The sequence below is a fragment of the Kineosporia succinea genome (assembly GCF_030811555.1).
Lineage (GTDB): Bacteria > Actinomycetota > Actinomycetes > Actinomycetales > Kineosporiaceae > Kineosporia > Kineosporia succinea.
This window is the reverse complement of the sequence record NZ_JAUSQZ010000001.1, coordinates 630858-653635: the sequence shown is the minus strand read 5'-3', so window position 1 is coordinate 653635 and position 22778 is coordinate 630858. Positions and strand designations below refer to the sequence as shown.

The 22778-nt window shown below is 72.6% G+C and carries 17 protein-coding genes; 14 read left to right on the top strand and 3 right to left on the bottom strand.

Annotated elements, in window-relative coordinates; translation table 11 throughout:
- The first annotated feature begins 60 nt into the window (after positions 1–60).
- Positions 61–774, top strand: coding sequence for a GNAT family N-acetyltransferase (locus J2S57_RS02915; protein WP_307237974.1), 714 nt, complete (start codon positions 61–63; stop codon positions 772–774).
- Positions 775–832: 58 nt separating this feature from the next.
- On the opposite strand, the gene glgX is transcribed toward J2S57_RS02915, so the two are convergent.
- Positions 833–2974, bottom strand: coding sequence for a glycogen debranching protein GlgX (gene glgX / locus J2S57_RS02910; protein ID WP_307237971.1), 2142 nt, complete (start codon positions 2972–2974; stop codon positions 833–835).
- 107 nt (positions 2975–3081) lie between these two features.
- On the opposite strand from glgX, the gene J2S57_RS02905 reads away from it, so the two are divergent.
- From J2S57_RS02905 to J2S57_RS02865, 9 genes are all read left to right on the top strand, one after another.
- The gene (locus tag J2S57_RS02905) at positions 3082–3549 is read left to right on the top strand and encodes a T3SS (YopN, CesT) and YbjN peptide-binding chaperone 1 (protein WP_307237969.1); all 468 of its coding nucleotides are present in this window, start codon (positions 3082–3084) and stop codon (positions 3547–3549) included.
- A 156-nt stretch (positions 3550–3705) separates the two neighbouring features.
- Complete coding sequence (locus tag J2S57_RS02900) at positions 3706–4485, top strand: enoyl-CoA hydratase/isomerase family protein (RefSeq protein ID WP_307237967.1); 780 nt, start codon at positions 3706–3708, stop codon at positions 4483–4485.
- A 1874-nt stretch (positions 4486–6359) separates the two neighbouring features.
- Positions 6360–7073, top strand: a complete 714-nt coding sequence (locus J2S57_RS02895; RefSeq protein WP_307237965.1) for a class I SAM-dependent methyltransferase — start codon at positions 6360–6362, stop codon at positions 7071–7073.
- A gap of 132 nt (positions 7074–7205) precedes the next feature.
- A complete protein-coding gene (locus J2S57_RS02890; RefSeq protein WP_307237963.1) occupies positions 7206–8336 on the top strand; it encodes a hypothetical protein in 1131 nt (376 codons plus the stop codon).
- A gap of 200 nt (positions 8337–8536) precedes the next feature.
- Positions 8537–9316 carry an electron transfer flavoprotein subunit beta/FixA family protein gene (locus J2S57_RS02885; protein WP_307237961.1) on the top strand — a complete coding sequence of 260 codons (780 nt, stop codon included), beginning with the start codon at positions 8537–8539 and terminating at the stop codon, positions 9314–9316.
- A gap of 35 nt (positions 9317–9351) precedes the next feature.
- Positions 9352–10314 (top strand): electron transfer flavoprotein subunit alpha/FixB family protein, encoded by a 963-nt coding sequence (locus J2S57_RS02880; RefSeq protein ID WP_307237959.1) that lies wholly within the window; start codon positions 9352–9354, stop codon positions 10312–10314.
- A 105-nt stretch (positions 10315–10419) separates the two neighbouring features.
- Positions 10420–11637 (top strand): cysteine desulfurase family protein, encoded by a 1218-nt coding sequence (locus tag J2S57_RS02875; RefSeq protein WP_307237957.1) that lies wholly within the window; start codon positions 10420–10422, stop codon positions 11635–11637.
- Positions 11638–11674: 37 nt separating this feature from the next.
- Positions 11675–12793, top strand: a complete 1119-nt coding sequence (mnmA, locus tag J2S57_RS02870; protein ID WP_307237954.1) for a tRNA 2-thiouridine(34) synthase MnmA — start codon at positions 11675–11677, stop codon at positions 12791–12793.
- Positions 12794–12936: 143 nt separating this feature from the next.
- Positions 12937–14145, top strand: coding sequence for a sensor histidine kinase (locus J2S57_RS02865; RefSeq protein ID WP_307237952.1), 1209 nt, complete (start codon positions 12937–12939; stop codon positions 14143–14145).
- Between the two features lie 47 nt (positions 14146–14192).
- Here the strand turns inward: J2S57_RS02865 and J2S57_RS02860 are convergent, their stop codons facing one another.
- Complete coding sequence (locus tag J2S57_RS02860) at positions 14193–14969, bottom strand: VOC family protein (protein WP_307237950.1); 777 nt, start codon at positions 14967–14969, stop codon at positions 14193–14195.
- A gap of 187 nt (positions 14970–15156) precedes the next feature.
- Here J2S57_RS02860 and J2S57_RS02855 point away from each other — a divergent pair, with 187 nt between their 5' ends.
- From J2S57_RS02855 to nhaA, 4 genes are all read left to right on the top strand, one after another.
- The gene (locus tag J2S57_RS02855) at positions 15157–16221 is read left to right on the top strand and encodes a methionine synthase (RefSeq protein ID WP_307237948.1); all 1065 of its coding nucleotides are present in this window, start codon (positions 15157–15159) and stop codon (positions 16219–16221) included.
- 155 nt (positions 16222–16376) lie between these two features.
- Complete coding sequence (gene ligA / locus J2S57_RS02850) at positions 16377–18548, top strand: NAD-dependent DNA ligase LigA (RefSeq protein WP_307237946.1); 2172 nt, start codon at positions 16377–16379, stop codon at positions 18546–18548.
- A 104-nt stretch (positions 18549–18652) separates the two neighbouring features.
- Positions 18653–20302 carry an FAD-binding dehydrogenase gene (locus J2S57_RS02845; RefSeq protein ID WP_307237944.1) on the top strand — a complete coding sequence of 550 codons (1650 nt, stop codon included), beginning with the start codon at positions 18653–18655 and terminating at the stop codon, positions 20300–20302.
- A 202-nt stretch (positions 20303–20504) separates the two neighbouring features.
- Positions 20505–21908 carry a Na+/H+ antiporter NhaA gene (gene nhaA, locus J2S57_RS02840; RefSeq protein ID WP_307237942.1) on the top strand — a complete coding sequence of 468 codons (1404 nt, stop codon included), beginning with the start codon at positions 20505–20507 and terminating at the stop codon, positions 21906–21908.
- Positions 21909–21971: 63 nt separating this feature from the next.
- Here the strand turns inward: nhaA and J2S57_RS02835 are convergent, their stop codons facing one another.
- On the bottom strand, positions 21972–22625 hold the full coding sequence (locus J2S57_RS02835) for a DsbA family protein (protein WP_307237940.1): 654 nt from the start codon (positions 22623–22625) through the stop codon (positions 21972–21974).
- Between the last annotated feature and the right edge of the window lie 153 nt (positions 22626–22778).

Below are 22778 nucleotides of genomic sequence, written 5' to 3'. Positions count from 1 at the left end.
CCGCCGCCGTAAGAGCCCGACCGCCCCGTAAGAGCCTGACCGCCTAGGAAGCCGCAGTCCATGACCACGATCCACCCGGTCGAGACGCACGTGCTCGACAACCCCGCCTGGTTCTCGCTGACCGGCCCGCACGCGTCCTTCGCCGAGGGCACCGACCAGGCCCGGCGTTACCCGGCCGACGTGTCGCCGTTCGTGGCCGTGCCGCCGGTGCCGACCGCGCGGACCTGGACCGACCTGGCCGAGCTGGTCGGTCCCGGGCAGACCGTGGCCCTGTCGGGCGGGCCGGAGCTGACCGGGTCGCTGCCGGAGCCCTGGCGGTACGAGATGCGGGGCGAGGGAGTGCAACTGGTGTCGACGTCACGCCTGGTGAGCGAGCCCGCGCCGGAGGCGGTGCGGCTGGGCGCCGACGACGTCCCGGAGATGCTCGACCTGGTGGCCCGCACGAAGCCGGGACCGTTCCGGCCGCGCACCTACCAGCTCGGCACCTACCTGGGGATCCGGCACTCCGGGGCGCTGGTCGCGATGGCGGGGGAGCGGCTGCACCCGGCCGGCTACACCGAGATCAGCGCGGTCTGCACCGACCCGGCCTATCGCCGGAGGGGTCTGGCGGCGCGGCTGGTGCGGGCCGTGGCGCACGGCATCCGCGAGCGCGGTGACGTGCCGCTGCTGCACGCCGCGGGCACGAACACCGCCGCGATCCGGCTCTACGAGGCCATGGGTTTCGAGCTGCGGCGGCGCACGACGTTCGTCGCCGTCCACATACCGCAGCCGTGACCGACGCCGGGGGCACCTCCCCGGGCCGAAGGTCTCGGGGCACCGTCGATGAGAAGCCCTACCGGGCGACGTAGAGCCGCAACGAGTCGGGCGAGGGCACGATCTCGGTGGCCGGGGGCAGCAACGGCGCGGAACCCGGGGCCGGGGGCCGGGGTTCGGCGCTGTCCCAGAGCAGCTCGTAGGACATGAGCGGCGGCACGTCGGGCAGCACGACGGTCGGGGGCTGCAGGGAACCGGCGATGACCAGCAGCAGGGAGCCGGTGGTCTCGCCCCTGCCGATCGCGGCGGGCGGCTCGGCGAAGAGCACCTGCAGCATGCGGCGCTGGGTGTCGCCCCAGTGCGCCATCGTCATCTCGGTGCCGTCCTCCGCGAACCAGGCCACGTCGCGCAGGCCGGTGGGGCCGGGCTCGCCGGTGAAGAAGTGCGACGGGCGCACGGCGCCGAAGCGGCGTCGCAGCGAGAGCAGGTAGCGGGTGGTGGCGAGCAGGTCGGACTGCCAGCCCTCGAGGTCCCAGTCGAGCCAGGAGACCGGGCTGTCCTGGGAGTACGGGTTGTTGTTGCCGTGCTGGGTGCGGCCGAACTCGTCGCCGGCCACGAGCATCGGCACACCGGCCGAGAACAGCAGGGTGCCCAGGACGTTGCGGATGTTGCGGCGGCGGGCGGTGAGGATGGCCGGGTCGTCGGTCGGGCCCTCGGTGCCGTGGTTCCAGCTGCGGTTGTTGTCGGTGCCGTCGCGGTTGTCCTCGCCGTTGTCGTGGTTGTGCTTGACGTCGTAGGCGGTCAGGTCGGCGAGGGTGAAACCGTCGTGGGCGGTGACGAAGTTGACCGAGGCCAGCGGGCCCCGGGCGGCGTCGAAGGTGTCGGCCGATCCGGCGATGCGGGTGCCGAGATCGCGCAGCCCGCCCGGGGTCTCGCCGTTCGCGACGCGGGCGGCGGAGGTCAGCCAGAAGTCCCGGACGTCGTCGCGGTAGCGGTCGTTCCACTCGGCGAACGGGGGCGGGAACTGGCCGGTGCGCCAGCCGTCGGGGCCCAGGTCCCAGGGCTCGGCGATGAGCTTGGCGCCGGCCAGGACCGGGTCGACGCGCATGGCGACGAGCATCGGGTGGTCGGCGTGGTACTCGTTGCGGCCGCGGGCGAGGGTGGGGGCGAGGTCGAAACGGAAGCCGTCGACGTCCATCTCCTGCACCCAGTAGCGCAGGGAGTCGAGGACGAGCTGCACGACGCGGGTCTGGGTGGCGTCGAGACTGTTGCCGCAGCCGGTGAAGTCGATGTCGCGGCCGTCGCCGTCGAGGCGGTAGTAGGTGGCGGCGTCGAGGCCACGGAACGACAGCGTGGGGCCGATGACGCCGGCCTCGCAGGTGTGGTTGTAGACCACGTCGAGCAGGACCTCGAGCCCGGCGGCGTGCAGGGCCTGCACCATGTCGCGGAACTCGGCGAGCACGGCCTCCGGGTCGTCGCTCGCGGCGTAGCCGGGGTTGGGGGCGAAGAAGCCGAGGGTGTTGTAGCCCCAGTAGTTGGTGAGGTCGCGGGCCTCGAGGTGCCCCTCCGACTGGGTGGCGTGCACGGGGAGCAGCTCGAGGGCGGTGACGCCGAGGCCGGTCAGGTACTCGACGGTGGCCGGGTGGGCGAGGCCGGCGTAGGTGCCGCGCAGGGCGTCGGGTACGCCGGGCAGGTTCTTCGTGAGGCCGCGCACGTGCGCCTCGTAGACCACGGTGCGGGCCCAGGGGGTGCGGGGTTTGGTGCTCTTCCGGGGGGCGCCGGGTTCGACGACCACGCCGTGGGCGGCGTGGGGCATGGAGTCGCGGTGGTCCTGGGTGCGGTGGTTGCCCTTGAGCTCGGCGTCGACCTGGTGGCCGTAGAGCTCGGGGACGAGGCCGCCGGGCGGGGGGACGAGGGCGCGGGCGTAGGGGTCGAGCAGCAGCTTGGCCGGGTTGTGGCGATGGCCGCGGCGGGGGTCCCAGGGGCCGTGCACGCGGAAGCCGTAGCGCTGGCCGGGCTGGACGTCGGGGACGAAACCGTGCCAGATGCCGTAGGTCCGGTTCGGCAGATCGACCCGCCGTTCACTGAACCGGCCGGGGACGGCCGGGTCGGGGTCGAGCAGGCAGAGCTGCACGCGGTCGGCGTTGGTGGCCAGCACGGCCACGTCGACGCCGTGGTCGCGGGGATGGACGCCGAGCGGGTACGGAAGAGACCTGGCCACTGACTCAGTGTGCCGGACGGGGGCGCCGGCGTCGGGGCGTGCACGAGTCCGTGTCCGGACGGGCGTCGGTTCGTCGCACGGATGGGGGGAGCGACTAGGGTTCTGACATGACCGATCCCACGTCCCTGCCCTCCTTCCCGCCCCCGCCGGACGAGCACCCGCTGCGCGGCAAGGTGCTGGACGCCCTGATCGACGAGGGGCAGCAGCCGCGGATCGACGAAGACGGTGACGTCGCCGTGTCGGTGCAGGAGCAGATGCTGTTCGTGCGCTGCCTGGACACGCAGCCGCCGATGATGCGGGTGTTCGGGCAGTGGCTGCTCGACGACACGATGGCCGGTGACGAGATCACCCGGCTGCGCGCGGCGAACGCCGTCACCAGTGCGCTGAACCTGGTCAAGGTCACGGTGAACGCCGACCGGCTGGCGGTGGCGGTCGACCTGATCGTGTCCGACGGCACGGAGCTGGGCCCCCTGCTCACGGCGACGCTCGAGGCGGTGCTCGGGTCGGTGCGGACGTGGCACCAGACCGTCACCCAGTTGCTCGAGGGTGGTCCGGCGGCCGACGACGAGGCCTGAGTCGCTCAGGGCTGGTTGACTGAATGGGTGACGAGCGTTCCCGGCGTGCGGGGGTACGGCACCGGCGCCGGGGGAGACCTCGCGGTGGCTCGGGTTCGTGGTCGCGGCGGTCTCCCGGCGGGCATCTGAGGTGTGGTCGAGAGAGGGAGTGCTGACGTGACCGAGCTCGTGCACCTCGACGTGGAGGACTCGATCGGGGTCATCCGGCTGTCGCGGCCGACGATGAACGCGCTGAACGCGGAGATGACCGAGGGCATCCGGAACGCCGCGGAAGACGCGGCGGCCCGGCCCGACATCGCCGCGGTGGTCGTGTACGGCGGGCCGGACGTGTTCGCGGCCGGGGCCGACATCAAAGAGATGCAGCCGATGGACTACACCGACGCCTTCGTGCGCGGGGCCCGGCTGCAGAAGGCGTTCGACGCGGTGGCGTCGATCCCCAAGCCGACGGTGGCCGCGATCACCGGCTACGCGCTCGGCGGGGGCTGCGAACTGGCGCTGGCGTGCGACTTCCGGGTGGCGGCCGACGACGCGCGGCTGGGCCAGCCGGAGATCCTGCTCGGCCTGATCCCGGGCGCCGGCGGCACGCAGCGCCTGCCCCGGCTGGTGGGCCCGTCGAGGGCGAAGGACCTCATCTTCAGCGGCCGTTTCGTCGATGCGGCCGAGGCCCTGACGATCGGCCTGGTCGACGAGGTGGTGCCGGCCGCCGAGGTCTTCGAGACCGCCCGGCGCCGGATGCGGATGTACGTGGGGGGTGCGGCCGTCGCGCTGCGCGCCGCCAAGGAAGCTGTCGACCGGGGCCTGGAGACCGACCTGGCCACCGGTCAGGAGATCGAACGAGGCTTGTTCTCAGGCCTGTTCGCGACCAAGGACCGCACCCTGGGCATGCAGTCGTTCATCGAGAACGGCCCGGGCAAGGCAAAATTCGAAGGACGTTGATGACTGACGAGACGGCAGCCGGCCCCACCGACGACGACGCGAAGGCGTCTTCGGGGGTGAACAGTCCGACGGAACGGGCGGCCGGTCCCGTCTCGCCCGGCAAGAGGCCCCCGCGGGCGACCCGTACCCCGCGGGCCGCCCGCTCGGCCGGCCCGCCCCGCCGCGCCGTCACACCCCCGGCCCCGGAGACTCCGGCCTCGCAGGCCCCGGCCTCGGAGACCCCGGCCTCGAAGGCCCCAGCCTCGAAGGCCCCGGAACCCGCTGCCTCGACCGCCGATTCAGCGCCCACCCCGGCCGTGACCGACGCGGCCGGCGCCCCCGAAGCCCCCGGCGGCGCTGACGCCCAGCCGAAGAAGGCCCCGGTCCGCAGGCCCCGGGCGGTCAAGGCCACCCCCGGCACCGACCCGGCCAAGCCCGCCGCCCCGCGCCGCCCCACCTCCAAGCGCGGCCCGGCCAAGAAGACCACCCCCCGCAAGACCCCGACCCCACCCACCGACCCCACCGCCGCGTCTGCGGAGTATCCAGCCCTGGCCAAGGATCCAGCCCTGGCCAAGGATCCAGCCCCTGCCCCGGAGACGATCCCGGCCGCCGAGATCTCCCCGACGGCAGTCGAGGCGGAGTCTTCGGTCACTGCTGCGTCATCCCCTGCCGCCGACCCACCCGCCACCCCCGTGGCCCCGACCCCCGAGGTCCCCGACCAGGTCCTGGCCGCAGCCACCCCGCCCTCGGACCGCTCCTCCTCGAATGCCGACGCGTCCGAAAGCGCCGCCTCGACAGCGATCCCGTCACCGGTGACCCCGGAGAGCGACCCGCTGATCAAGCCCGGAGTGGACCGTTCCGCCGCAGCCCGCCCAGCGGTCCCGGCAGCGCCCACCACCACCACCTCGAAGCCCGTCGCCCCGGCCGCGCCCGCCACGGTGGTGGAGCCCGCCACGACGGCTGCGACCACCACTCCAGCGAGGCGCGTGACTGCGGCGGAGCCCGTTGCTCCGGCTGGTGCCACCGACGCGTCGGCTGTGTCAGATCAGGCTCCGCCTGCCCCCGCCCCCGCCTCTGCCCCCGTCTCTGCCCCCGCCCCCGCCTCTACCCCTGCCCCCGCCTCTGCCCCTACCCCTGAGACGGAGGGTTCTGCCTCGGCCTCTGCTTCTTCCCCGGTCGCGGAGAGCGCCGGGGCGACCGATGCATCCGCCGGGTCGACCGACGCATCCGCCGGGTCGACCGATGCATCCGCCGGGTCGACCGACGCATCCACCGGCCGAGCAGCGCCGTCCGCTGCCTCTGCCGCTGAGGCACCTGTGGCGAGCGGGGAATCTGAGACGACCTCGCCCGCAACGCAACACACCCCCCTATACCGATCGGGTATAGAGGGTGCTGTTCCCCCTGGCTCTGCGGAATCCACAGGTGGGGGCTTATCCACAGGTGTCAGCGAGGCGGGCGACAGGGAGGCCATACTGGTGGAGGCGAGTTCGTCCTCGAGCGGTGAGTCAGCTGCTGGCGTGGGGAGTGGGAGTGAGCGCGCGTCCGCCGCGGGGAAGTCGGACGTGGGTGAAAATGAAGGCCAGCTGGTCGAGGTCACCGGTGCGTCCTCTGATGTGAAGTCGAGGACGAGGCTGACTGCGGGGGCGGTGCGTGAGGCGACGGGCGCGTCCGTTGCCGGGGAGTCGGGGACGGGCGGGACCGCGGGGGCGGGGCGTGAGGTGAGGGGCGCGTCCGTTGCCGGGAAGTCGGGGACGGGGTCGACCGGGGGGTCGGAGCGTGACGTGACCGGGGCGTCCGTTGCCGGGAGGTCTGCCGGGGGGCTTCGGGCGGGAGACAAGGGGGCTCAGGGGGCTGGGTATGCCCGTGATCGGTTCTCGGCGCTGGTCGGGGCGCGGGTGCAGCGGCATGAGAAGCAGCCGTACGGGGACGCGCTCGAGGTGGGGGCCGGTTCTACGTTCGGGTTCTCGCTGGGGTTGTTGCAGGCGGGGGTCGTGAAGCGGCTGTGGGTCAGTGATCTCGCGACGTCGGCTCTGACGGCGGCGCGGAAACGGGCGGACCAGCTTGGACTTCGGGTGGAGGGGGACGAGCTCGGGGACCCGGAGATGCTGCCGTTCGCGGACGGGCGCTTCGACCTGGTGATCGCGCACGCCCTGCTGCACCGGCGGATGGATCCGGCGGCGACGCTGACGGAGGTCCTGCGGGTGTTGCGTCCGGGCGGGCGGTTCGTCATCACCGGGGAGTCGACCCGCGTGCGGGACTGGGCGTCGCCCGGGTTCGCGCGGGCTCAGGGCAGCGTCGGGCGGGTCGGGATGTCGCGGGCGGGGCAGGCCCGCACCCGGCTGCCCGAACGGCTGCGCACCCTGACGGGCGCCCCCGACGCCGGGCCGGCCGTGCCCGACCGGCTGCGCGCCGTCGCGGCCGAGGCCGGGGCCAAGGACGTGATGGTCAAGCCCGAGGAGCTGCTCGCCACGGTGCTGCCGTACCCGGGTGCGGAGCCGGGGGCGGCGGTGATCCGCTCCCGCGAGCGGCTGGCCCAGCTGGACCGGAAGCTGTCGCAGTTCCTGCCTGCGGCCGCGTTCCCCACCGTGGGGCTGACCGGCCGGAAGTAGCCGACCGGGAGCTGGCTCACACTCAACGCGGCGGCAGATCGTGCCGATGCGGACAGCGTGAGCCAGCGCCCCGTGGAAGTACCCGACGACCAGCCGACCCCCGAGACGGCCCAGCCGACACGGAGTCTGGTCATGCCGGTACGCCCGGGCCAGATCCCGCCCAGCGTGCTGCGCGCCGACGGCCCCCCGCCGGAGGTGCTGCGGCAGTGGAGCGACGCCCTGTCGGCGGCGGGTCTGTACACCGAGGCGCTCGACGTGCACCCGGCCCAGGAACGCGTCGATGTCGTGCGCCAGGCCGAGCTGGCTGTGCTCGCGGGTCTGCACGCGCGGTCGCAGGAGCTGCTCGACGAGCTGGTCGAGGGGACGTCGGAGCGGACCCGGCGCAACGTCACGGTGATCAGCAAGTCCCGCCTGGCCCCGGCCAGTCCCTGGCTCGACCTGCTCGGACGGGTCTCGGAGCTGCTCGCCGGCACCGGCGACCTGACGGCGGTGCAGGAGGCCGCGTCCAAGGTGCAGCCGTCGGCCGGGCTCGACTGGATCGTCGCGCTGGCCGCGGTGTCGGTCGGCGACCTGGTCACGGCCGCGCCGCTGGCCCGCTCCGCCCGCGCCGGGGGCTGCCGCGACCTGCGCATGCTCACCATCGCCGCGGCCGACCTGGCCCGGCAGGAGGACTACGGCCAGGCCCTCGGCCTGACCGGTCAGGCCCAGCGGATCGCGCTGCCCGACGAGGACCCGGCCGCGCTGACCGTGCACGTGCTCCAGCGCTGCGGTTTCGGCGGTCCGGCGAAGGCCCTGGCCGCTGAGGGGATGGGTGACGCGTCGCTGCCGCCGTCGTTCCGCGCGGACTGGAAGGCCGCCGCGACCGGCGTCGGCGTGGGCGGCCTGGACATGTTCCGCCAGCGGGTGAGGGTTCACACCCGCCGCTCCCTGCGCCGCCAGGAGCGCCGCGCCCGCGAGGCCGAGGCCATCGCCGCCTACGACCTGACCTGCCGCTGCTACGGCTCGGGTGGCTGGATCGGCCCGGCCCGGCAGTTCTACCTGCAGCACCACCTGCACGAGCTGCTGCCCGCCCCGGTCGCCGGCCTCGACGCCCGGCTGATGATCTGCCGCATCACCAGCCTGACCTTCCTCGACCTGGTCGCCCGCGAGATCACGCTGCCGGTGCCCTCGAGCCCGCCCACCACGCTGCCCGTCCCCGATGTGAGCGAGGAGCGGCCGACGCCCGGGATGGGTGTCAGTCTCGGCCTGGCGCTGCCCGCCTGAGGTCCTCCGAACCCGCCGGAGGTCCTTCAATAAAGACACATCCGGGTGAGTTAATTCACAGGGGGGCGATGAGAGCGATCTCTCTCGACGGTTAGCGTGTTGGATCAGAACTGCCGCGGATGGCCGTGCCCGTGACGGGTGAGAAACTGACGCCAGACAAGCGGTCGTCCCACCAACGCGTAAGAAGTCGAGAGGCGCTCATGAACATCGTGGTGTGTGTGAAGTACGTACCGGACGCCCAGGCGGACCGGGCATTCTCGGCCGACGACAACACCACGGACCGTGAAAACGTCGACGGCCTGCTCTCCGAGCTCGACGAGTACCCGGTCGAGGAGGCCCTGAAGCTCGCCGAGGCCACCGACGGCAAGGTCACCGTGCTCACGGTCGGCCCCGAGGACGCGACCGACGCCGCCCGCAAGGCGCTGCAGATGGGCGCCCACGAGGCCGTCCACGTCGAGGACGACGCGATCCACGGCTCCGACGCCCTGGCCACCTCCAAGATCCTGGCCGCCGCGCTCGCCAAGCTCGAGTACGACCTGGTGCTCACCGGCATGGCCTCGACCGACGCCGCGATGGGCGTCGTGCCCGCGATGCTCGCCGAGCGCCTCGGCCTGCCCCAGATCACGCTGGCCAGCGAGCTCACGGTGGCCGACGGCAAGGCCACGATCCGCCGCGACAACGACGCCAGCACCGAGATCATCGAGGCGAGCCTTCCCGCTGTCGTCAGCGTCACCGACCAGATCAACGAGCCGCGCTACCCCTCGTTCAAGGGGATCATGGCCGCCAAGAAGAAGCCGCTGCAGACCTGGACCCTGGAAGACCTGGGCCTGTCCGCCGACGAGGTGGGCCTGTCCGCCGCCTGGACCGCGGTCTCCGCGGTGACCGAGCGCCCCGCCCGCACCGCCGGCCAGGTCGTGAAGGACGAGGGCGACGGCGGCACCAAGCTGGTCGAGTTCCTCGCCGCCGCCAAGCTGGTCTGACTCCCCTAAACCCCCCTAGAACGCAAAGGACGTCCATGTCCCAGGTACTCGTGCTGGTCGACCACGTCGACGGCGCCGTCCGTAAGACCACCAGCGAACTGCTCACCATCGCCGCCCGGCTGGGCGAGCCCGCCGCCGTGTTCATCGGCCAGGGCTACGACGCGGCCGCCGCCTCCCTGGCCGAGTACGGCGCCGCCACCGTGTACGTCGTCGAGGCCGAGGGCCTCGACGAGTACCTGGTCGCGCCCAAGGCCGAGGCCCTGGCCGCGGTCGTCCAGCAGGCAGCCCAGGCCGGCGACCCGGCCGCGGTGCTCCTCGCCAGCTCGGGCGAGAACAAGGAGATCGCGGGCCGTCTCGCCGTCAAGCTCGAGTCCGGCCTGATCACCGACGCCGTCGACGTGCAGGAGGGCCCGGTCACCACGCAGTCGGTCTTCGCCGCCGCCTTCACCGTCACCGCCTCGGTCACCCGGGGCACGCCCATCATCACCGTGAAGCCGAACTCGGCCGAGCCGGTGGCCGTCGCGGGCGTGACGCCGAACGTCGTCACCGTGCCGGTCACGGTGTCCGACGCGGCCAAGGGCGCGAAGATCACCGAGCGCCGCCCGAAGGAGAAGAGCGGTCGTCCCGAGCTCACCGAGGCCGCGGTCGTGGTCTCCGGCGGCCGGGGCACCAACGGCGACTTCTCCGCCGTCGAGAGCTTCGCCGACGCCCTGGGCGGTGCCGTCGGCGCCTCCCGCGCCGCGGTCGACGCCGGCTGGTACCCGCACAGCACGCAGGTCGGCCAGACCGGCAAGCAGGTCTCGCCCACGCTCTACGTGGCCAGCGGCATCTCCGGCGCGATCCAGCACCGGGCCGGCATGCAGACGTCCAAGACGATCGTCGCCGTCAACAAGGACCCGGAGGCGCCGATCTTCGAGCTCGTCGACTTCGGCGTCGTCGGTGACCTCTTCACGGTGCTGCCGCAGGCCACCGACGAGGTCGCGAAGCGCAAGGGCTGATCCGGTCCCGGGCCGTGGAACCGCGCCGGCGCGCGGCTCCACGGCCCGGACGGGTTTGAACCGCCCCAGCCCTTTCGTGCACTCGGAATGCCTACACTCGACACTGTGACTGCTTACCTCGACCACGCGGCGACCACGCCGATGCTGCCCGAAGCGGTGGCGGCGATGGCCGAGGAGATGACGTTCGCGGGCAACGCCTCCTCGCTCCACTCCTCCGGCCGCCGCGCCCGCCGCGTCGTCGAGGAGGCCCGGGAGCAGCTGGGCGTGGCCCTCGGGGCCAGCCCCAGCGAGGTGGTCTTCACCGCGGGCGGCACCGAGGCCGACAATCTGGCCGTCAAGGGCCTGTTCTGGGCCCGTCGCGCCGCCGACGAGCGGCGCCGGGTGGTCGTGGCCTCTCCCATCGAGCACCACGCGGTGCTCGATCCGGTCGAGTGGCTGGTCACCCACGAGGGCGCCGAGGTGGTCTGGGCCCCGGTCGATCACGCGGGTCGCGTCGATCTCGACGGCCTCGAACAGCTTCTGGACGCGCGGCACGAGTCGGTCGCGCTGGTCACCGTGATGTGGGCGAACAACGAGGTCGGCACGATCCAGCCGGTCGAGCGGATCGCGGAACTGGCCCACCGGCACGGCATTCCGGTGCACACCGACGCGATCCAGGCGGTCGGGCACCTCGCGCTCGACTTCGCCGCGAGCGGGGCCGACTGCCTCAGCGTCAGCGGCCACAAGCTCGGCGGCCCGGTCTCGACCGGCGCCCTGCTGGCCCGGCGCGGCCTCGACCTGGTGCCCGGTCTGCACGGCGGCGGGCAGGAACGCGGCATCCGCTCGGGCACGCTCGACGTGGCGGCCCTGCGGGCGTTCGCGGTCGCGACCACGCTGGCCGTCGAGGCGCAGCCGGCCGAGAGTGTGCGCGTCGCCCAGCTGCGCGACGACCTGATCCGCGCCGTCTGGAAGGCCGTGCCCGACGCGGTGCTGAACGGTGCCGTGCCGCCCGAGGTAGACGGTCTCGGGCCCGCACTGGCGGCGGCCGACGGCACCGCACGGCTCCCGGGCAACGCGCACTTCACCTTCCCCGGCTGCGAGGGTGACTCCCTGCTCTACCTGCTCGACGCCCGCGGCGTGGAGTGCTCGACCGGTTCGGCCTGCCAGGCGGGAGTACCTCAGCCCAGTCACGTGTTGCTCGCCATGGGCGTCGCCGAGGCGACCGCCCGCGGGGCTCTGCGCTTCAGCCTCGGCCACACCTCGACCGCCGGTGACGTCGCCGCGCTGGCCGAGGCGATCGGCCCGGTGGTCGAGCGGGCCCGGGGTGCCGGGCTGAGCTTCTGAACTCGGCGACGACGGTTCTGACAAGGGGTATGCACTGATGCGAGTACTGGCTGCGATGAGCGGCGGCGTGGATTCCGCCGTGGCTGCCGCGCGCGCCGTCGACGCCGGTCACGAGGTGGTCGGCGTGCACCTGGCGCTGGCCCGCAACCCGCAGACCCTGCGCGCCGGGGCCCGGGGCTGCTGCACGATCGAAGACGCCGGCGACGCCCGCCGGGTCGCCGACATCCTCGGCATCCCGTTCTACGTCTGGGACCTGGCCGAGCGCTTCCAGCAAGACGTGATCGACGACTTCGTGGCCGAGTACAAGATCGGCCGCACCCCCAACCCGTGCGTGCGCTGCAACCAGAAGATCAAGTTCGCCGCGCTGCTCGACAAGGCCGTCGCCCTCGGGTTCGACGCCGTCAGCACCGGGCACTACGCGCAGATGCTCGACGGCCCGCACGGCCCGGAGCTGCATCGCGCCGTCGACATGGGCAAAGACCAGTCGTACGTGCTGGCGGTGCTCCCGCCCGACCGGCTGGCCCGTTCGCTGTTCCCGCTGGGCGACACCCGCAAGGAAGACGTGCGCATCGAGGCCGCCGAGCGCGGTCTGCGGGTCGCGAGCAAGCCCGACAGCCACGACATCTGCTTCATCTCCGACGGTGACACGCAGGGTTTCCTGGCCAAGCGGCTGGGGGAGAAGCCCGGCCCGATCGTCGACTCCGAGGGGCAGCAGCTCGGTGAGCACTCCGGCGCCTACGGTTTCACGGTCGGGCAGCGGCGTGGCCTGGCGATCGGCACGCCGGCCGCCGACGGCAGGCCGCGCTACGTGCTGTCGATCGAGCCGGTCTCGAACACCGTGGTCGTGGGTTCGGCCGAGGAGCTGAAGGTGCGTGCGATCACGGGGGCGGAGGCCACCTGGTGCGCGCCCGTGCCCGAGCCCGGGGCGGCGGTTTCGGTCCAGGTCAGGGCGCACGGACGCGAGGTGCCGGCGCGCGTGGTGTCGCTCGGCTCGAGCACGGGGCCGGGTTCTGGGGCCGGTTCGCTGCAGACCCTCCCGGCCACTGTGCACGTGGAGCTCGACGAGCCGATCAGCGGGGTCGCCACCGGGCAGACCCTGGTGCTGTACCGGGGCACCCAGGTGATCGGCTCGTCCACCATCAGCGCCACCGCCTGAGGTTCACGCCGGCCGGAAGGCCACCGCGCCGACCGGAAGGCGACCGAGTCGACCGGGAAGGCGACCGAGTCGACCGGAAGGCGACCGACGCGTCCTCAGGCACCGTGGTTCGCGCTCAGAACCGCCCTCTATGCTGCCGGACCATGCGGTATCTCCCCGGCGGCCTCGACCGGTTGCGCACGTCCCGTGACGTGCTGCTCGTGCTGGTGCTCACCGCGCTCGCCCTGACCACGGGCGACACCTTCGCGGCCGTGCTCGGCGACCAGGCGCGCCGGGACCGGCCGGACGACCTGCTGTGGCTGCTTCTGGTTCTGGCGCAGTGCCTTCCGCTGCTGGTGCGGCGCACGCACCCGGCACCGGCCCTGGGCGTGATCGGGGTGGCCTTCGGGCTGTACCAGGTGCTGGGCTACGAGGGCAGCGCGGCCGGGCTGGCGCTGTACATCGCGCTCTACAGTGTGGGCGCGCACCTGGACCGGCGGCGCTGGGAGACCGCTCTGGCCGCCGCGATCGGCTACCTGGTGCTGGCCGTGGCGATGGACCGGACCCCGTACCGGCAGCCGCTGGTCATCGATTACGTCACGTTCGTGCCCGTGCTGGTGCTGTTCTGGCTGATCGGCGAGGGCGTGCGGGCGCGCGCCCGGTCGGAGGCGGCCCGGCGAGCGGCCCAGGAGCGGGAGGCGGTGGCGTCCGAACGGGCCCGCATCGCCCGCGAACTGCACGACGTGGTGACGCATCACGTCACGGCGATGGTGGTGCAGGCCGAGGCCCTTCCGTTCCTGCTGCCGGGCAACCCGGACAAGGTCACGGACGGGCTCGGGACCATCAGCGCCACGGGGCGTTCCGCGATGACCGACCTGCGCGAGCTGCTCGACGTGCTGCACGACCCGGGCGAGAGTGCACCGGACCCCGACCGCGTCCCGGCTCGCGAGCCACTGGAAACCCTGGTGGAGCGCGCCCGTTCGGCAGGGCAGGACGTCACCCTCACCGAGCGGGGCACGCCGCACCCGCTGCCCACGGGCCTCGGCCTGGCACTGCAGCGGGTGGTGCAGGAGTCGCTGACGAACGCCCTGAAGCACGCCCCCGGTCGTGCCACGACGGTGACGCTGGTGCACGGTGACGACGACCTTTCGGTGGAGGTGGTGACGGCCGGAACCGGTTCTCCCGCCCCCACGCCCCGCCGGGCCTGGGCCCGTTCGGGACGCGGGATCAACGGAATGCGCGACCGGGTAGCCGCTTTCGGTGGCGAGCTGACCGCAGGGGCGGAGAGCGGCGGTTTCGCCGTGCGGGCCCGGTTGCCGCGAAAGGCCGAGTCCCGGGTCGGGGGCCGGCCGGGCGGGGCCGCGGAGGGCTGAGAGGACCCGGCCCGCGAGCGGCCGGGTGCCTCGGCAGACCGCCGGATTCAGTTGGCGGACGGCTCCATCAGCCAGAACCGGTTGCCGAACGGGTCGCGCAGCGCGGCCATCCGGCCGAACTGGGTCTCGAAGTCGCGCTGGTCGATGTGGGCGCCGGTGCTCTCGGCGAACTCCAGGGCGGCGACGATGCTGCGCACCTGGAAGTACACGAGCCAGTAGGGCGCGGACTCGAGGTCGCCCATCATCGGGCCCATTCCGCCCAGCGGCCAGGACTGGTCGGGGAAGGAGTAGGTCTGGTAGTCGTCGCCCCCACCCATCTCGGCGGGCAGCGGGGCGTTCGCGAAACCGAAGACCTGCGAATAGAACTCGCGGGCCACGGACGGGTTCGGCGTGCGAAGGTCGTCCCACACGAACGACCCGGGCGCGCGGGTGTGCTCGCCGCCCACGGCGTCGCCCGCCTGCCAGAGCCCGAACGGCGCACCGGTCGGGTCGCAGGCCACGGCCCGGCGGCCCCGGGTGCCGGCCGCCTGCGGCGGCAGCAGGACCTGCCCGTCGTGCGCCACCACGGAATCGGCGGTGGCCTGCAGGTTGTCGGTGGCGAAGTGCACCAGCCAGCCGGTCGGCGTGTCTTCGTGGACCTCGGTGATGCCCGCCGCCTCGGCGCCCTCGACCGTGGCCACGACGAGCCGGTGCTCGGACACCGACCGCTCGAACGACCAGCCCAGCAACGGGCCGTAGAACGCCTTGGCCACCTCGACGTCGTCGGCCGCGAGCTCGGCCCAGCAGGGGGTGCCCGCGCGCCACTTCTCGGTTCGGACTGCCATCTGAGCCTCCTGAATCAACGATGATCCGGCGCCCTGGCCCGGACGCCCCCGTGTGGTTCCCGCTCCGGTGTCACCACGTGCGACCCGACGGAGCGTGATCTCGCGATCACCGTACTGCCCGCCCCCGACAGAATCGGCGAAGTCGTCCGGCACCCGGCCCGTCGCGTGGGCGCCGTAGGCTCGGCGGGTGCCCTCCTCGAGCAACCTGCCTCCGCACGACCTGCCCACCACCACCCCCGACGAGGTGACGATCGGCCCCGGGGCGGCCACCGGCGTCGGGTCGTGGCCGGGCACCGACGTGCTGGACACCATGCGGGTCACGTTCGGCGAGCTGGGCGATCCGCCCGCGTTGCCGTACCTGCCCGAGCTGCCCGCGCGCGGGCCGGGTGCCGACATGGTCGGGCGCGCGGCGGGGCTGCTCGTGGACATGCCGGTGGATCTTCAGCCGTCCGGGTGGCGCCTGGTCGACCACCCGGGCCGCGACCACCACCGCACCCGGTCGTGGCTGCGGCAGGACCTGGACGTGCTCGCGGAGGTCGCCGACGGCTACCAGGGGCTGCTGAAGGTGCAGGTCACCGGCCCGTGGACGCTGGCGTCGAGTCTGTGGCTGCCGCGTCTGGAACGTGCGGTGGTCGATCCCGGAGCCTGCCGGGACCTGGTGGCCTCGCTCGCCGAAGGGGTCTCGCAGCACCTGGCCGAGGTGAGCCGTCTGGTGCCGGGGGCCCGGCTGGTGCTGCAGCTGGACGAGCCCGGGATCCAGGCGGTGCTCGACGGCTCGCTGCCGACGGCGAGCGGGTTCGGGCGGCTGCGGGCGATCGAGGAGCCGCTGCTCGTCGAGGGGCTGCGTGCGGTGCTCGACGCGGCGACCGGGGCCGGGGCGGTGCGCACCGTGATCCACTGCTGCGCCTCGAAACCGCCCGTGGAGCTGCTGGTCCGCACCGGTGCGTCGGCGTTGTCGCTCGACGTGTCGCAGCTCGGGCAGCAGCGCTGGGAGCAGATGGCCGAGGCCACCGAGAACGGCACGGCGCTCTGGGCGGGCGCGGTGCCGACCGCCTCCGGCGTGAAGCCCCAGGTGGTGGCCGACTCGATCGCGAATCCCTGGCGGCGGCTGGGTCTCGCGGTCCCGGGGCTTGCGGACGTGGTGGTCACCCCGGCCTGCGGGCTCGCCGGATCGTCGCCCCAGCAGGCCCGTTCGGCGCTCGGGGTGGCCCGGGAGGCCTCCCGGATCCTGAGCGAGCGGGCTCAGGAGTAGCCGGTTCCGGGGTGCGCCGCCGTCCGGTGACCCGAGACGGTCGCCGGCCGGTGCGTCCCCCGTCGATTCGCTCGTGATCATGCGCCTTCCGTCCGGCGGGCGACCCCGGAGCGTGCTGACGCGAAACTGTCGGTGGTGCGCGGTTGAATGGGGTCGTGGCTGAGGCAGAGGGCAGGACGGCGGGCGAACTCCCCGAGGGCGCGGTGACGGCTGAGCAGGGGGCGATCCCTGAGCAGGCGCGGCACCGCTGGGCGGGTCTGGCCGACCAGATCCGGGAGCACCGGTTCGCCTACTACGTGCGGGATGCCCCCACGGTGTCCGACGGCGAGTTCGACGCCCTGATGCAAGAGCTCCAGGGCCTCGAGGAGCAGTACCCGGGGCTGCGCACGCCCGACTCGCCCACGCAGCAGGTCGGCGGGGGTTTCTCCACCGACTTCGAGCCGGTCGACCACCTCGAGCGCATGCTCAGTCTCGACAACGCCTTCAATCACGACGAGCTGCGTGAGTGGGCCGCCCGGGTCGAGCGCGACGCCGGGGCGGTGAGGTACCTGTGCGAGCTGAAGATCGACGGGCTGGCCGTCAATCTGCTCTACGAGCAGGGCCGGCTGGTGCGCGGCGCCACCCGGGGCGACGGGCGCACCGGTGAAGACGTCACGCTGAACGTGCGCACGGTCGGTGGCATCCCGCACACGCTCACCGAGGTCGAGGGGGTGCCGTTCCCGCAGCGCGTCGAGGTGCGGGGCGAGGTGTTCTTCCCGATCGCGGCGTTCGCCGAGCTGAACGCCCGGCTGGTCGAGCAGGGCAAGCCGCCGTTCGCGAATCCGCGCAACGCCGCGGCCGGTTCGCTGCGCATGAAAGACCCGCGCCTCACCGCGACCCGCCCGCTGCACATGCTGGTGCACGGCCTGGGCGCGCGCACCGGGTTCGACATCACCTCGCAGTCGCAGGGGTACGACCTGCTGAAGGCGTGGGGGCTGCCGACGTCCGAGACCTACCGCGTGGTCGGCAGTATCGACGAGGTGGTGCGGTTCATCGATCACGTCGGTGAGCACCGGCACGACCAGATCCACGAGATCGACGGCGTGGTGGTCAAGGTCGACGACGTGGCCCAGCAGCGCCGGCTCGGGGCCACCAGTGCGGCGCCGCGCTGGGCCATCGCCTACAAGTACCCGCCCGAGGAGGTCAACACCGAGCTCCTCGACATCCGGGTCAACGTCGGGCGCACCGGCCGGGTCACGCCCTACGGGGTGATGCAGCCGGTGCTGGTGGCCGGTTCGACGGTCGCGATGGCCACGCTGCACAACGCTTTCGAGGTCCGGCGCAAGGGCGTGCTCATCGGCGACACGGTGGTGCTGCGCAAGGCGGGCGACGTGATCCCGGAGATCGTCGGGCCGGTCACCGACGCCCGTGACGGCACCGAGCGTGAGTTCGAGATGCCCACCCACTGCCCGGAGTGCGGCACCGAGCTGCGCTACGAGAAGGAGGGCGAGAAAGACATCCGCTGTCCCAACGCCCGCACCTGCCCGGCCCAGTTGCGGGAGCGGCTCTTCCACGTGGCCGGGCGCGGGGCGTTCGACATCGAGGCGCTGGGCTGGGAGGGCGCGATCGGGCTGCTGCAGGCCGGGGCGGTGCGTGACGAGGGCGACCTCTTCGACCTGACGCCCGAGGTCGTGCGCACGGTGCCGCAGTACACCCGTAAAGACGGCGAGCTCTCGGCCAACGGCACCAAGCTGCTCGAGAACCTGCAGAAGGCCAGGAACCAGCCGTTGTGGCGGGTTCTCGTGGCCCTGTCGATCCGGCACGTGGGGCCGACGGCGGCCCGGGCGCTGGCGCAGGCGATGGGCTCGATGGAGCGGATCCGCTCGGCGCCGGCCGAGGAACTGGCGGCGGTCGACGGGTGTGGCCCGGTGATCGCGGTGGCGGTGCGGGAGTGGTTCGAGGTCGACTGGCACGTCGAGGTGGTGCGGCGCTGGGCCGAGGCCGGGGTGCGGATGGCCGACGAGGTCGACGAGTCGGTGCCGCGCACGCTGGAGGGGCTGACGGTGGTGGTGACCGGGTCGCTCGAGGGCTTCAGCCGCGACGAGGCCAAGGAGGCCATTCTCAGCCGGGGTGGCAAGGCGTCGGGCAGTGTCTCGAAGAAGACGAGTTTCGTGGTGGCGGGTGAGAGCGCGGGCAGTAAATACGACAAGGCCGTGCAGCTGGGGGTTCCGGTGCTCGACGAGGCAGGGTTCCGGCTCCTGCTCGACGAGGGGCCGGGCGCGGTGATGCCGGCGGAGGCGGTGTCCGACGAGGGCGCCGCGGCCGGGGAAACCGCAGAGGCGGAGTAAGCGCGGTCACATGCACACGACGACACCGCCCGTCCGCACGTCGCGTGATCACGATGCGGTGAACGGGCCTGGGCGAATCCGGGCGGGCGTGATGGGATTCGTCGATGGACGCTGACGTCATCGTGGTGGGTGCGGGCCTGGCGGGACTGGTCGCGACGGCCGAGCTGGCCGACGCCGGCCGGCGGGTGATCCTCGTCGACCAGGAGGGCGAGCAGAACCTGGGCGGGCAGGCGTTCTGGTCGTTCGGCGGCCTCTTCCTCGTCGGCACCCCCGAGCAGCGCCGCATGAAGATCAAGGACTCGCACGAGCTGGCCTGGCAGGACTGGCAGGACACCGCCGGTTTCGACCGCGACGAAGACCTCTGGCCGCGTCGCTGGGCGCAGGCGTACGTCGACTTCGCGGCGGGGGAGAAGCGCTCGTGGCTGCAGGAGCGGGGGCTGAAGTGGTTCCCGCTGGTCGGCTGGCCCGAACGTGGCGGAGGTCGTCCCGGCACCCACGGCAACACGGTGCCGCGCTTCCACATCACCTGGGGCACCGGGCCCGGCGTGGTCGAGCCGTTCGCCCGGCGCGTGCGTCAGGCCCAGGCCGACGGGCTGGTCACGTTCGCGTTCCGGCACCGGGTGGACGCGCTGCTCACGGACGCGGGAACGGTCACCGGGGTGCGGGGCCGGGTCCTCGAGAACGACCGGCGCCCGCGCGGAGTCGCCAGCAACCGCACCGAGAAGGGCGAGTTCAGCCTCACCGGGCAGGTGATCGTCACCTCCGGCGGTATCGGTGGCAACCACGACCTGGTGCGGGAGGCGTGGCCGCAGCGGCTCGGGACCGCCCCGTCCACCATGGTCACCGGCGTTCCCGCCCACGTCGACGGCCGCATGATCGGCATCACCCGCAGCGCCGGCGGCACGGTGATCAACCCCGATCGCATGTGGCACTACGTGGAGGGCGTGCACAACTGGGACGCGGTCTGGCCGAGCCACGGCATCCGCATCCTGCCCGGCCCCTCGTCGCTGTGGATCGACGCGCTCGGTCACCGCCTGCCCCCGCACCTCTACCCGGGCGCCGACACCCTGGGCACCCTCGAGCACCTGCGCACCGCCACCGGCCACGACCACAGCTGGTTCGTGCTCCACCAGAAGATCGTCGAGAAGGAGTTCACGCTCAGCGGTTCCGAGCAGAACCCCGACCTCACCGGCAAGTCAATTTCGAAGCTGCTGGGCCGGGTGCGGCCGGGGGCCACGAAGCCGGTGCAGGACTTCCTCGACAACGGCCAGGACTTCCTCACCGCCGACGACCTGCCGTCACTGGTGCGCGCCATGAACGCCACCACCGACCAGCCCCTGCTCGACCTGCCCACGGTCGAGAAGGCGGTGCTGGAGCGCGACCGGCAGATCGTCGATCCCTCGTCCACCGACGACCAGATCCTCGCCATCCGCGACCTGCGCGGCTACTTCCTCAACCGGCTGATGCGCACGGCCGCCGAGAAGCGTCTGCTCGACCCGTCGGCCGGTCCGCTGATCGCCGTGCGCCTGAACGTCCTGACCCGCAAGACCCTCGGCGGCCTGCACACCGATCTCGAGTCCCGCGTGCTCGGGGCCGACGGCACGCCGGTGCCCGGGCTCTTCGCGGCCGGGGAGGTGGCCGGGTTCGGAGGCGGCGGGATGCACGGCTACCGGGCGCTCGAGGGCACCTTCCTGGGCGGATGCCTCTTCAGCGGCCGGGCCGCGGGAAGAGCGGCGGCCCAGCAGGCCCGGTAGGGCGCGAGCCCGGCTGGCCAGGTAGGGCGAGCCCGACAAGGCCAGGTAGGGCAAGCCCGGCAGGCCAGGTAGGGCGAGCCCGGCAGACCCGGTGAGCCAAGGCACCGGCGTGCCCGGCGACAAGAACAGGAGTCCCGGAGCACCAGTTGCTCGAGGTCACCGGTTTACCGGTCTGTCGCAAGGGTCATGCAGGATGGCGACCATGGCCGTCAGTCTGCGACCGGGACCCCCGCTGCGCTTCGTCACACCTTCCATGACCCCCGCGGTGCGCCGTTACATCGACAACGAGGCCAGCAGCGCCGCCGTGCTGCTGGTCGCGAGTGTGGTGGCGCTGATCTGGGTGAACTCCCCGTGGAGCGAGAGCTACCACCACCTCTGGGAAATGCCGGTGCGGCTGGGCATCGGCGACGGCGTCTTCGAGCTCGACCTGCACCACTTCGTCAACGACGCCGCGATGGCCGTGTTCTTCATGGTCGTCGGCCTGGAGGTGTCGCGCGAGACCACCGCGGGCGAGCTCAGCGACCGCCGGATCATGAGCGTGCCCGCGATCGGGGCGATCGGCGGCCTGACCATCCCGATCGTGCTCTACCTGGCCATCAACGGGATCTTCGGCGACGGCGGCGAGGCGATGCACGGCTGGGGCATCGTGATGTCCACCGACACCGCGTTCGTGCTCGGCGTGCTGGCCCTGTTCGGCCCCAAGTGCCCCGACCGGCTGCGGATGTTCCTGCTGGCCCTGGCCGTGGTCGACGACATCGGCGCGATCGCCGTGATGGCCGTCTTCTACTCCGACGACATCCAGATCACCCCGCTGCTGGTCATGGTCGGCATCGTGATCGCGTTCCTGGCCCTGCGCTGGATGGGCCACTGGAAGCTCACGCCGTACGTCTTCCTCACCCTGGCCCTGTGGTTCGCCGCCTACGAGTGCGGCGTGCACCCCACGCTCGCCGGTGTGCTGGCCGGTCTGCTGATTCCGGCCTCGACCCCGGCGGCGAGGGGCCGTGAGCTGTTCGTCTTCGGCCGCGCGCTGGTCGAGAGCCCGAGCGCGCAGGGCGTGCGCCTGGCCAATCTGGCCGCCAACTCCACGGTCTCGGCCAACGAGCGGCTCCAGGCCTGGCTGCACCCGTGGTCGGCGTTCGTCGTGATCCCCGCGTTCGGCCTGGCCAACGCCGGCGTCGAGCTGAGCGCCGACACCCTCGACGCGGCGCTCACGTCCACCGTCACGATCGGTGTCGCGGTCAGCCTGCTCGTCGGCAACGGCGTCGGCATCACCCTGTTCGCGATCGCGGCCCTGCGCAGCGGCGTCGGCGTGCTGCCCGGCGGCGTGCGCTACAGCCACCTCTTCGGCGCCGCGCTGCTGGCCGGTATCGGGTTCACCATCTCGCTGTTCATCACCGACCTGGCCTTCGACGACCAGCTCCTGCGCGACGAGGCCAAGATCGGCATCCTGGTCGGCTCGCTGGTGTCCGCCGTGGTCGGTGCCTGGGTGCTGCGGGTCATGGGTGAGCGCATGCCGCTCTGCTCACCGGCCGGCGACACGGCCCCGCCCGAACTGCCCGGGCTGCCCTGGACCGCGCCGCAGTTCCCCGGGGCTCCCCAGCGATGAACCAGCGATGGTGGACGTCGTGGTCACCGGACCACAACGTCCACCATCGAGGTGCCGGCGGTTTCAGAGAAGACCGAAGAACCGCTTGCGGGGCGCCGAGGAGAGGCCGCCGGCGGCCCGCCGCAGCGACGGCACGTCGACCACACCCTGGTACGGCGCGCCGTCGATGAAGATGGTCGGCGTGCCGACCACCCCGCTCGCGACACCGGCCGCATAGTCGGCCTGCACCAGCGGTGCGAACTCCTGTGCCTTCTCACCGGCCGCGCGGTCGGGGTCGGCCCCGACGTGCTCGGCGTACAGGCGCAGGTCGCCGTCGGTGAGCCGGCTCTGGTTCTTGAAGAGCTTGTGGTGCATCTTCCAGAACACCTCCGGACCGCCCGTGGCCTCGGCCGACTCCGCGGCCAGGGCCGCCGTCAGCGCGTAGGGGTGCGTCTCGAACAGCGGGAAGTTCTGGAACACCAGACGGATCTGGCCCTGCGACGACTCCACCAGCTCGTGCAGCACCGGCGCGGCGCCCGCGCAGTAGGGGCACTCGTAGTCGCCGAACTCGACCACGCAGATCTCCGCGTCCGGGTTGCCGAACACGTGCCGGGCGGCGGCGGGTGCGTCGTCGGGCTCCGGCCGATCGCCCTCGTTGCGCAGGGGAGCGACCGCGTTGAACGGCTCCAGCTCGGGTGTGCCTTCGTCGGGATACGTGGTTTCCACGTCCTGGGACACGGGTCGGGCCCTTTCGTCGAACCGGGCGGATCGGGGACTCCAGGTTACGGACACGAAACGCCTCGTGCCGATCGGCCCTGGTGAGGGCGTCGGGCGTCATCGGTGGGTGATCGTGACCGTAGACTGCAGGATCGACAATCGTCTTCGCCGATT